The organism is Aquabacterium sp. (assembly GCF_004297345.1).
In the GTDB taxonomy this organism is placed as follows: Bacteria; Pseudomonadota; Gammaproteobacteria; order Burkholderiales; family Burkholderiaceae_C; genus Aquabacterium.
This window is the reverse complement of sequence record NZ_SCTN01000520.1, coordinates 1-10,921: the sequence shown is the minus strand read 5'-3', so window position 1 is coordinate 10,921 and position 10,921 is coordinate 1. Positions and strand designations below refer to the sequence as shown.

9 protein-coding genes are annotated in these 10,921 nt (G+C 60.5%); 6 read left to right on the top strand and 3 right to left on the bottom strand.

The annotated features are described in order from the left end of the window. Positions 1-958: diguanylate cyclase (locus EPO09_RS20225; protein ID WP_290646049.1), on the bottom strand; the 958-nt coding region annotated here is incomplete at its 3' end. Positions 959-1,217: 259 nt separating this feature from the next. Here EPO09_RS20225 and EPO09_RS20220 point away from each other — a divergent pair. Further along, on the top strand, positions 1,218-1,586 hold the full coding sequence (locus EPO09_RS20220; RefSeq protein WP_290646047.1) for a response regulator: 369 nt from the start codon (positions 1,218-1,220) through the stop codon (positions 1,584-1,586). 116 nt (positions 1,587-1,702) lie between these two features. Here EPO09_RS20220 and ssb read toward each other — a convergent pair whose 3' ends face one another. Further along, positions 1,703-2,227: a single-stranded DNA-binding protein gene (gene ssb / locus EPO09_RS20215; protein WP_290646046.1), complete on the bottom strand. Its 525-nt coding sequence runs from the start codon at positions 2,225-2,227 to the stop codon at positions 1,703-1,705. Positions 2,228-2,355: 128 nt separating this feature from the next. Next, on the bottom strand, positions 2,356-4,302 hold the full coding sequence (locus tag EPO09_RS20210; RefSeq protein ID WP_290646044.1) for a methyl-accepting chemotaxis protein: 1,947 nt from the start codon (positions 4,300-4,302) through the stop codon (positions 2,356-2,358). A 320-nt stretch (positions 4,303-4,622) separates the two neighbouring features. On the opposite strand from EPO09_RS20210, the gene EPO09_RS20205 reads away from it, so the two are divergent. The 5 genes from EPO09_RS20205 to EPO09_RS20185 form a co-directional block, all read left to right on the top strand. After that, positions 4,623-5,774, top strand: a complete 1,152-nt coding sequence (locus tag EPO09_RS20205) for a methyl-accepting chemotaxis protein (RefSeq protein ID WP_290646042.1) — start codon at positions 4,623-4,625, stop codon at positions 5,772-5,774. 15 nt (positions 5,775-5,789) lie between these two features. After that, positions 5,790-6,155, top strand: coding sequence for a response regulator (locus tag EPO09_RS20200; protein WP_290646040.1), 366 nt, complete (start codon positions 5,790-5,792; stop codon positions 6,153-6,155). Between the two features lie 21 nt (positions 6,156-6,176). After that, positions 6,177-6,470 (top strand): lipid asymmetry maintenance protein MlaB, encoded by a 294-nt coding sequence (locus tag EPO09_RS20195; protein ID WP_290646038.1) that lies wholly within the window; start codon positions 6,177-6,179, stop codon positions 6,468-6,470. After that, complete coding sequence (locus EPO09_RS20190; protein ID WP_290646036.1) at positions 6,467-8,617, top strand: chemotaxis protein CheA; 2,151 nt, start codon at positions 6,467-6,469, stop codon at positions 8,615-8,617. Before EPO09_RS20195 ends, EPO09_RS20190 begins: the two co-directional genes overlap by 4 nt. A 33-nt stretch (positions 8,618-8,650) precedes the next feature. Next, positions 8,651-10,921 (top strand): methyl-accepting chemotaxis protein (locus EPO09_RS20185; protein WP_290646034.1); only part of this gene is annotated, 2,271 nt, incomplete at its 3' end.

Genomic DNA, 10,921 nt, shown 5'->3' with positions numbered 1-10,921 from the left:
AGGCATCGCCCGCCGGATGGCCGTAGTGGTCGTTGTAGAACTTGAAGTGGTCGATATCCATCATCAGCACGGCCACCGATGTGCCATCGCGTGCGCCGCGCATCCAGACCTGGGTGAGGAACTCATCGAAATGCCGACGGTTTGATATCTCGGTGAGCGGATCAAAGCGGGTGATCTGGTCAAGCCGCTTGTTGCCGTGTTCCAGCCGCTCCAGTAATTGGTGCTCGTGCTGCAGCATGAGCCAGTTGGCGCGCTCTTCGTGCTCCAGCCCGTAGCTGTTGTACAGCGTGAAGAGTGTGGTCGACACCATGATCAACGCCTGCCCGACCATGACCGGTACGTTGGGGTTGTGGATCATCAGCGCAGCCCCGGCGAAGAGCGCCAGGATGATCAGATCGATCTGCAAGGCACGCCAGAAGCGCATGCGGGTCACGCCGCCGTTGAACAGCACGATCATGCTGAGGGTGACCAGATAGGGGCCTGCCAGCTCGTCGGTGCTGCTGACGCACAGGTAGACGTGAATGCCGGCAGACAAGACGCTGTTGAGCAGGCTTGTCCATTCGCGTCCAGCAGCAGGCATCCGGTGCAAAAAGACGGCGCAAAGGCACAGGATCGGCGCAAACAGCAGCACGCGTGTCAGCAGTGCGGCCTCAAAGCGGTCGGGCACCATGATCCAGTCTGTGCACAGCAGCCCACCTGACAGCAGGAGCCCCAGCAGCGCGCCCGTGCGCATCAGGCGCACGCGTGCGGCTTCGGTGTCATCCTGGAAGCTCGCCTCCATGGCCGCATCGGGAAACCGCAAGCGCAGAAAGCCTTGCTGCAGCACGGCTTCAAAGTCGCCCAGAGGAACATGGTGATCCGGCTGGCCGGCGTGGCGGGCCATGACACCCTGCTCATCGGTATCGGGGACCGATGAGGGCGGGGGAGTGGGCAGTGATGAGGCGGCCAGTTCAGTCATGCAACAACAACGCCAGTGCGGCGTAGGTGCACAGACATTGCCCATTTTTTCGGCCCTTGCCAAGTCGGCTTGACGCTAGTGTTCAAAGAGACATACGCCTGACGCGTGATGCTTCTCACGTCCCTGGCATCTATGGGACGAATTGGCCGGGCTTGCCACCTCAAATTGACGGCATGCGACAGGGCGGGTAGCCGGAGAATGGACGCGTGCGGTTTTTCTGAACGAACCGTCAGCTGGTGCTGGCAGAAGGTATCGAATCATGAAGCGCGTGCTGATTGTTGAAGACCATGCCGATATCCGTGCGTTGGTCCGCTTTTCCCTGGAAATGGAAGACCTTGACGTGCACGAAGCCGAGAACGGCGATGTGGGCATGGAAATGGTCACGACCTTGCAGCCAGACGTGGTCTTGCTGGACGTGATGATGCCGGGGCTGCTGGATGGCTTTGCCGTGTGCAAGCGGATCAAGGCTGACCCAGACATGCGCGGGATACGTGTGGTGATGCTCACTGCGTTGGGGCAGCAAGCTGACCGTGAAGACGGCGTGAGCGCAGGGGCTGACGCGTACCTGACCAAGCCCTTCAGCCCCGCGCAATTGGTGAGCACAGTGAAGGACCAGCTCTACGTGTGATTGCGGATTTAAAGCGCGTGCGTGTGTGACGCGCCACAAGCAAAAAACCCTGGCAGGGCGACCTGACCAGGGTTTTGTTTTGAGTGCCACGCCGTTGGGCGGGCAGGTGTCTCAAATCAAAAAGGGATATCGTCATCCATGTCATCAAAGCCGGTGGACGACTTTGGTGCGGGTGCCGGTGCGGCAGGGCGCTGTGCCGCTGCGGGGCGGGCTGCCGGACGGCTGGGTGCCGATGGGGCTTCCTGGCTGTAGTCATCGCTACCGCCCTGGTTGCCGCCGCCGTAGCCACCACCGCCGCCGCCGCCTTCACGGCCACCCAGCAGTTGCATCTGCTCGGCCACGATTTCGGTGGTGTAGTTGTCCTTGCCGTCCTTGTCCTGCCACTTGCGGGTCTTCAAGCGGCCTTCCACGTACACGGGACGGCCCTTCTTGAGGTACTCGCCGGCGATCTCGGCCAGGCGGTCATAGAACACCACGCGGTGCCATTCGGTTTCCTCGACCTTGTCGCCACTGTTCTTGTCTTTCCAGTTGCGGGTGGTTGCAACGGACACATTACAGACAGCTGCGCCATTGGGGGTGTAGCGCACTTCGGGGTCGCGACCCAGGTTGCCGATGAGGATGACTTTGTTGATGGAGGCCATGGCCTGATTCCTGAAAGCGGTTGGTTAAATAAGGTGCCGTTAGTTAGCAGCACGATTATCACCGGGTTCAGGATGCGGCCTAACCCTCGGGGGAGGGCGCCCCAAGGGGGGCACCACATGGCGGGAAATCAGCCCAGTTTGAAGCGGGAGGCCTGCTCGGCCAGCTTCAGGCTCTGGTGGCGCAGTTCTTTGGCGGCCTGGGCCACCTGAACCACCAGCTCGCTGGTTTTTTCGCTGTTGTCGTTGACCGTGTGCAGCGTGTTGGTCATGAGTTCCGCGTTGTTGCGGCCATTGGCGGTCACGTCGGCCAGCTTGCTCAGGATACGGCCCATCTCGTTGACGTTCGATTCGGTGGACAGCACGGCCTCCACGGTGCCGCGGGCAATTTCCTGGCCCTGGGCGATCTCGTTGGTGGAGTCGCCTACCACCTTGTTGATCTGGGCGGCCGCATCGGCCACGCGCTGAGCCAGCCCGCGCACTTCACTGGCCACCACGGCAAAGCCTTTGCCTGCGGTGCCCGCCTTCGCGGCTTCCACCGAGGCATTGAGCGCCAGCAGATTGGTCTGGAAGGCGATGCCATCGATCAGGCTGACGATCTTGCCGATTTCGCGGCTGCGCCCTTGCAAGCGATCAATCACATCGGCCAGATGGGTCATGGCCCGGCGGCTACGGCCCGCATCGGCGGTCACGTCCTTGGCGCGGTCGACGGCCTGGGCTACACACTGCTGGTTGGCTTCCAGATAGTCCAGCGTGGTGGCAATGCCTTGTTGCAGGCCTGACATGGCTGCGCTGGCCTCTTGAATGCGCGAGGCCAGGTCTTCGCTGGCGGCCGAGATATCGCCGGACGCGTGGGAGACGGACGCAACGCCCCGGCGCACCACGGTGAACAAGTCGGCCAGGCGCGACAGCGATGCCCGCAGGCTGCGCAACGTGTCAGCCACTTCGTCATCGCCACGTGCGGCGGCCCTGCTGGACAGGTCGCCACGCGCCATCCGCGCTACCTCGGATTGAATCAGCTGCATGCCACCACGCATCACGCGGGAGAACGCCGTCATGACGTAGATGGCCAGGACCACGCCCAGTACCACCATGCCCGACAGCCAGCCCATGCGTTTGCCCATCTGCTGTTCATTGGCGGTCAACACGGTATCGAGCTGCCCCAGGCAACTGTCCCGAAGCTGCTGGATGTCGTTCTGGAGTGCTTGCGATGTGGCGAAAGATTGCGCTACATCGATAGGGGCGGTGGCATCCAGCGCAAAGGCGCGCACGGCTTTGGTGTACTGCTCGCCGGTGGCGAACAGCGGTTCGGTCCCCTTGATGCAACGCGCGCCATCCATGGTGCTGGCTCGCATGGCGTGGCTTCGTACTTGTGCCAGCGTCACTTTGAGATCATCTGCCGCCAGCAAGGAGGTCTCCATCAGGGCCGGGCTGCGTTCGGGTTGTTTGATCAGACCATTCAGCGTGGTGTGCAAGCGGTAGGCCGCTTCGATCAAGTGGGGCAGTTGCTCGGTGGCCAGTTCGCTGATGATGTGAGTGTGCTGGGAGGGGCTGATCGTGAGCTGCGCCCCATCGTTGATTGCCGCGCTGAGTTGTTGTGCCAGGTTAATGAACTGCGTGTGCATTTCCGCACGCGAATGGCCACCGGCGGGGGCGGCGTTGAGGCGCACGTAAGCCTCACTGAGTGCTTTCCACTCGTCCAGTGCCTGAAATTTATTGCCGGCGAGATCTTGCAATTCAGCCAGATCCAGATAGCTGTGTTCGATGCTCTTTTGCCAGGCTTCATCGCTGGTGTGATCGGGCTCAGTGCTCATGTTTTCCAGGGCGGAACGCCTGGGAATGACCGCGGTGACCAGCTTGGCAATCTTGTGGATGTAGTTCCATCCCTGGCGCTGCAGTTGGGCTCGTTGATAGCTTTGCCATTGGTCGCTCAGCTGAACGCTGACCACAAAGCTGGTGGGAACGGCAAAGGCAGCAGCTACCAGCAGTGCCTTGTACCGAAAGTCCACATCCCGCATGAGGCGAACCAGGGGCGCCAACACGCCGTGATAGCGAAAGTACTCCTGAAACGCAGGCATCCAACTCCCTGGGCGCCAGCTCGCCATCCGCTGGCCCCACTGAGCCGGGAGTTTGAAGGGTTGCGTCATGTTGGGTACGTTCCTGAAGCTACGGGGCACGGGTGTGCCGAGACACGGTATGCGGTGTGTCTTTATCGGGATGATGACGAGATTGTTGAGTCATATCTCACCCCGCAAGATGGAATAAATGCGGCGAGATACCGGCTTTATTACGCACATACGGGTGGTGCCCTTCCGTCAAGATTGCTCACGTCGAGTCGAAGACCGACAAGGCCTTAGCGCTTTCCCTCATCAAGCAGTACATCCCGATGTGACCATCCATGGCTTCTCCTTCATCCTCGGAGCAACGTCAGAACGACGACGCCACACCCTTGCGCAAGACGGGTAGTTGGGCGCCAGCCGTTGTGTCGGCGTGTCTGGTCATGCTGGCTGCGCAATCAGCCAGCTGGACGGACGTCAGCCCGTTCGTGACAGGTGGGCTTGGCGCCCTGGCGACTTTGTTGCTCATGCGCGTGATGACGCGCTCGCTCGGCGAGTCGGTCCCCAACCGGCCTGCGAACGGGGCGCCCCTGGTGGGGGAGGTGCTGCCTGTCTGGCGCCGCCAGATCGACAGCGCACGTAGCCATTCCGAAGAGAGCGTGGGCAACATCCTGGCCTCGTTCGGCTCCATTTCCGGGCGGCTCGATCAGGCTATTCAGATGACCCAGGGCAGCCAGTTTTCTCTGAGCAGTCACAGTGCCGATGAAATGGTGCAGCGCAACGAGGCCTCCGTGGCCCAGATGCTGGAGCCCATGCGCCAGGCCCTGGCATCGCGAGATCAGGTCTATGCCAAGCTGGACATGCTCAGCGAGGCCATGAGTGACTTGCGCCAGATCTCGCTGCAGATCAAACAACTGGCACGTAGAACCAATATGGTGGCCTTGAACGCCTCCGTTGAAGCCAGCCGAGCTGGTGAGCGTGGCAGTGGCTTCATGGTGGTGGCGCAAGAAGTGCGGCAACTCGCCACGCAATCTGGCGATGCGGCCAACAAGATGATGTCGCGCACCAATGGGATCGATCTTGAACTGCAGGAGCTGCGCAATCGCGCGGCAGCGCAAGACAGCAGCGACGAAGCCTTGCGAGATCAAGCTGCCGCCAATGCCCGCATGGTGATCAGCGGCTTGCTGAGCAGCCTGGGCGACATGAACCGTTCCTCGCGCGAGCTACAGGAGGCGGGCGCAGCCGTACACGACGAATTTGAGCGCGTGTTGATGAACTTCCAGACGCAAGACCGCCTCAGCCAGATGCTGTGCTGCGTCATGGACGACATCAACCGCCTGACAGAGTGGTTGCAGCAGGGAGGCGACCTGAGTTCCGCTCAGGCTGGCGAATGGCTGGCACGACTGGACGCGAGCTACACGATGGAAGAGCAGCGTTCAGAACACCATGGCAACACTTCCATCCAGCGGGAAGCCGCCATCGAGTTTTTTTAAAAGGGTCTCTGCATCATGAGCAAAACCATTCTCATCATCGACGATTCGGGCAGCTTTCGCCAGGTCGTGAAGATGGCGCTTCAAAAGGCCAGTTACGAGGTCATTGAAGCGATCGACGGCATGGATGCCTGCGCCAAACTGGACGGTCGCAAGCTCAACCTGATCGTGTGCGACGTCAACATGCCTCGCATGGATGGGCTGGCCTTCGTCAAGCACCTGAAGACGACCAACTACAAGTTCACCCCGGTGATCATGCTGACGACGGAGTCGCAAGAGGCCAAGAAGGCCGAAGGCCGTGCCGCAGGCGTGCGTGCCTGGGTCACCAAGCCCTTCCAGCCATCTCAGCTGGTGGATGCGGTGGCCAAACTCTGTGCAGCCTGAACCTGATCGCGAGGTGCGGACATGAGCACGACAGCAGCCTGCCTGACAGGCGAATGGACGATCCATGCCATTGCCCAGCAGCGAGAAGCCATGCTGGCACTGGTCAATGACGGGCATGTCGAATTTGACGCATCCGGCGTCACGGACATGGACACCGCAGGTTTGCAATTGCTGCTGTCGGCCCAGGTCAGCGTGGCCCAACAAGGGCAGGAGCTCAAGCTGACCCACTTGAGCAATGCCGTCAAAAGTGTATTGGCGGTGTATGGCCTTGACGCGAGCTTGCACTCGATCTACCCAGAAGAGGTGGCCGCATGAGCCAGATTGATCCGTCGGACGAGGAGATACTGGCCATCGCCAGAGCGGGCTTCCTGGATGAAGCGCGCGACATGCTGCGCCAGTTCGAAGAGGCACTGCTGGCCTTGGATGACGAGCCAGACGATCAGGAAACCTTGAATAGTGCCTTTCGGGCTGCGCACACGATCAAGGGCACGGCGGGCCTGTTCGGCTGCGACCGTGTGGTGGCCTTCACGCATGACGTGGAAACGCTGCTGGAAGCCGTGCGATCCGGGCAATATCAACTCAATGATGAAGCCATGGCCTTGCTGTTGAGCAGCCGGGATCAGATGGATGCCTTGTTGGGCGACGTCGAATCTGCCTCGGGGGACCCTGATCTCAATGCCATGAGCAAGGAGTTGAGCGCGGACTTGCGTGCCTTGCTGGGCGGAGATGGCGCATCAAGCTCTGCTTCGGATGTGCAGCAGGCCAGCGCCGCGGCTGATGCAGGTGGGCAAGAGGGCGTCTGGCGCGTCTGGGTTCAGTTCGGACTGGATGCCTTGCGCAATGGTCTGGATCCCTTGTCCTTTCTGCGATACCTGTCCACGCAAGGCACTGTTCGCAAAGTCAAAGTGCTGTCCAGCCAGGTGCCGGATCTGTTGGCGCTGGACGCTGAAGCCTGTCATATGGGATTTGAAGCCGAGTTCGAGACCAGTGGGGACCGTGAGTCCATCATCAGTGTTTTCGAATTTGCAGTCGATGATTGCGAGTTGCATGTCGAACCCTTGCAAGCTGCTGTGGCCTTGCCTGGACTGAGTGATGCCGCGGTCAATATCGTTGATGCCGTCGCATCGAACGTTCAGCCCGCCGATGACGTGCTGGCCGAGGCAGAACCGGCTGATCGTCGCGGCGCGCAAGGCGATCGCCGCAAGGCCTCCCGCGATCGTCGAGGCGAGGAAACGCGCTTTGTACGTGTGCAGGCCGACAAGCTCGACAGTCTGATCGACCTGGTCGGTGAACTGGTGATTGCCAGTTCGGGGGCGCAACTGGTGGCGCAGCAGGAAGGCTCCAGCACGTTTGCCGAAGCTGCCTTGCGCATTCGCACGCTGGTTGAATCAGCCCGCGATGGCGCGCTGGCCCTGCGCATGGTGCCCATTGGTGAAACCTTTGCCCGCTTTCATCGCGTGGTGCGCGATGTCAGCAAGCAACTGGGCAAACAGGTGGACCTGCAGATATCCGGCGCCGATACCGAGTTGGACAAGTCGATGGTGGAGGTGATTGCCGACCCCTTGATGCATCTGGTTCGCAATAGCCTGGATCATGGCCTGGAGACCACCGAGGAGCGTCTGGCCATCGGCAAACCCGAGCGCGGTGTGATTGCCTTGCACGCCTATCACGAGGGCGGCCAGGTGATGATCGAGGTGACGGATGATGGGCGAGGACTCAATCGCGAGCGCATCCTGAAAAAGGCCATCGAACGTGGCCTGGTTCGGCCGGATCAGGCGATGAGTGACCACGACGTGGATCAGCTCATCTGCGCGCCGGGTTTCTCGACCGCCGATCAGGTGACCGACATATCTGGCCGCGGCGTGGGCATGGATGTGGTCAAGCGCAGCATTGAGTCATTGCGGGGCCAGATGCAACTGGCCAGTGAGTGGGGGCGTGGCACCACGACCCAGATTCGCTTGCCCCTGACCCTGGCCATCATCGATGGCTTCCTGACCAGTGTGGGTGGCACTTACTACGTGCTGCCGATGGAAATCGTCTCCGAGTGCATCGACGTGCCGCCCGAATGCGCGCAGACGCAAGACGTGGGTGTGGGTTACTTCAATTTGCGCGGCGAGGTTCTGCCGTATTTCGACATTGCCTTGTTGCACAAGGTCAAGCCCGGTCCTGCCGGACGCAGAAGCCTGGTGGTGGCGCGAGATGGCCATACCCAGATTGGCTTGATCGTTGACAAATTGCACGGTGAATATCAGACCGTGATCAAACCGCTGAGCAGTCTCTTCCGGCATTTGCGCGCTATCGCTGGCTCCACCATTCTGGGGTCTGGCGATGTGGCGCTTGTGCTGGATGTGCCCGCACTGGTCAGCTATGCAGTAGAAGCCACCCGTCCCGGTGGCAGTGGGCGCACGCCATTCAGTTTGAATTCAAACGGCACACCCGAGCAGACCCAGCGAATCAGCTGATCGCCCATCAACGCAAGCAGACACGGAATCATCATGCGTACCAATCTTCCAGTTACCCAGCAAGAGTATGTGCTCCGTGATGGGGCCACGATCGTCTCCCGCACGGACCTTAAGGGCAAGATCACCTATATCAACGACGACTTTCTGGAAGCCAGCGGCTTCACTCAGTCTGAGTTGATCGGACAGCCACACAACCTGGTGCGCCATCCGGACATGCCGGAGGAGGCGTTCGCCGATTTGTGGAAGACCTTGCAAGCCGGTAAGCCGTGGACCGGCCTGGTCAAGAACCGCCGCAAGAATGGCGATCACTACTGGGTTGTGGCCAACGCCACGCCTATCCGAGAAGGCAGTTCGGTGACGGGCTATATGTCGGTGCGGACCCGCCCGACCCGAGCGCAGATTGACGCCGCAGATGGCCTGTATAAGCTGTTCAAGGAAGGCAAGGCCAAAGGCTGGGCCATCGTGGAGGGCAACGGCGTGCGGGTGGGTGGCTTGAACAGCCTGAACGTGATCGGCAAGCTGTGGGCCAACGCAGGTGTCGGCTCCAAGGTGGCGATGCTGGGTTGCTTGTCTGCGTTGACGGTAGCCGGATCGGTGTGTGCGGCCTTGCACCCCAATGCGCTGACACTGGCGTCGCCCGTGGTGACGGGGTTGTTGACCTTGTTTGGTGGCTTCAAGCTCAGCACCCGTATGAGCCATATGCTGACAGAGGCTGAATCGCACCTGGAGCATTACGGACAAGGCAGTTTTGACGGCATCGTGTCGTCTGGGGGCAATGATCAGGTCTCGGCGATGATGATGTCGCTGCGTCGCGTACAGACCCGACTGGGCTTCGAGTTTGCCGACACCAAGAAGCGTGCCGAAGCAACCGCGCGCATCCAGCAAGCGCTGGATGTGGCCGCTACCAACATGATGGTGGCGGATGTGGACTACAACATCATCTACACCAACGCATCCTTGGATCAGATGCTGAGAACGGCCGAGGCGGACATCCGCAAGGACTTGCCTCAATTTCAAGCGACGCGTGTACTGGGGGCCAACCTGGAGGAATTCTGTAAGGATGGCTTGCTTCAGCGCAGTTTGCTCGACAGGTTGCAGCAGACCCATACGGCCAGGCTTGAATTGGGCGGACGCACTTTGGACTTGATCCTCAACCCCGTCAAGGGTGAAGGCGGCAAGCGTCTGGGGGTAGTCGTCGAGTGGAAGGACATGACCAGCGATCTGGCCCAAAAGGAGCGCGAGCAAAAGCTGGCGGCCGAGAATGCCCGCATCAAGCAGGCTCTGGACGCTTCCGTCATGCCTGTTCGTATCGCCGATAACGAGGGCACGCTGGTCTACATCAACCCGGCGCTGATGAATGTACTCAAGCGAGACGAGGCCGCGTTCCGCAAGTCTTTGCCTGGCTTTGAGTCGCACAATATTGTCGGCAAATCGGTGGGGGTCTTCTACACCGATCCGGCTTCCGCCATCAATCGCTTGAAGGCGCTGGAGCAGACGTCTACCACCACCATGGAGTTGGGCGGTCGAACATACGAGATCACCACGACACCCGTACGAAACGACGACGGCACGAAGATCGGCACCGTTGGTCAATGGCAGGACAAGACGGATCAGTTGCGCGCTGAATGCGAAGTGGCAGAACTGGTGCAGGCTGCCGTGGACGGAGATCTGGCCAGACGCATCACGGTGGAAGGTAAAGACGGCTTCTACATGACGCTGGCAACGCAGTTCAACAGCCTGATCGACACCATTTCCAAGACCATTGTGGAAGTGCGTGTGGCAGCCGAGCAGTTGACCTCCGCATCCAACCAGGTGTCGGAGACCTCGCAGTCCTTGTCGCAGTCTGCCGCATCACAGGCCGCCAGCGTGGAGCAGACCAGTGCCTCGCTGCAGGAGATGGCTGCATCGGTTAAACAAAACGCAGACAGTGCGATGGTGACCGATGGCATGGCCACCAAGGCAGCACAGGAGGCGATGGAAGGTGGTGAAGCCGTGACACGCACGGTGGAAGCCATGCAGGAAATCGCCAAGAAGATCTCCATCATTGACGACATCGCCTACCAGACCAATCTGCTGGCACTCAATGCAGCAATTGAGGCTGCGCGTGCAGGCGAGCACGGTCGTGGTTTTGCCGTGGTGGCCGCAGAAGTGCGCAAGCTGGCAGAGCGCAGTCAGGTGGCTGCGCAGGAGATCGGTCAACTGGCCGGTTCAAGCGTGAACCTGGCCGAGAAGGCAGGCGAGTTGCTCAAGCAGATGGTGCCTTCCATTCACAAGACCAGCGAGCTGGTTCAGGAGATCGCCGCA

Coding starts and splice junctions, on each gene's coding strand:
- EPO09_RS20190 (WP_290646036.1), top strand. CDS start 6,467: ATGAGCCAGATTGATCCGTCGGACGAGGAGATACTGGCCATCGCCAGA.
- EPO09_RS20200 (WP_290646040.1), top strand. CDS start 5,790: ATGAGCAAAACCATTCTCATCATCGACGATTCGGGCAGCTTTCGCCAG.
- EPO09_RS20195 (WP_290646038.1), top strand. CDS start 6,177: ATGAGCACGACAGCAGCCTGCCTGACAGGCGAATGGACGATCCATGCC.
- EPO09_RS20210 (WP_290646044.1), bottom strand. CDS start 4,302: ATGCCTGCGTTTCAGGAGTACTTTCGCTATCACGGCGTGTTGGCGCCC.
- EPO09_RS20220 (WP_290646047.1), top strand. CDS start 1,218: ATGAAGCGCGTGCTGATTGTTGAAGACCATGCCGATATCCGTGCGTTG.
- EPO09_RS20205 (WP_290646042.1), top strand. CDS start 4,623: ATGGCTTCTCCTTCATCCTCGGAGCAACGTCAGAACGACGACGCCACA.
- ssb (WP_290646046.1), bottom strand. CDS start 2,227: ATGGCCTCCATCAACAAAGTCATCCTCATCGGCAACCTGGGTCGCGAC.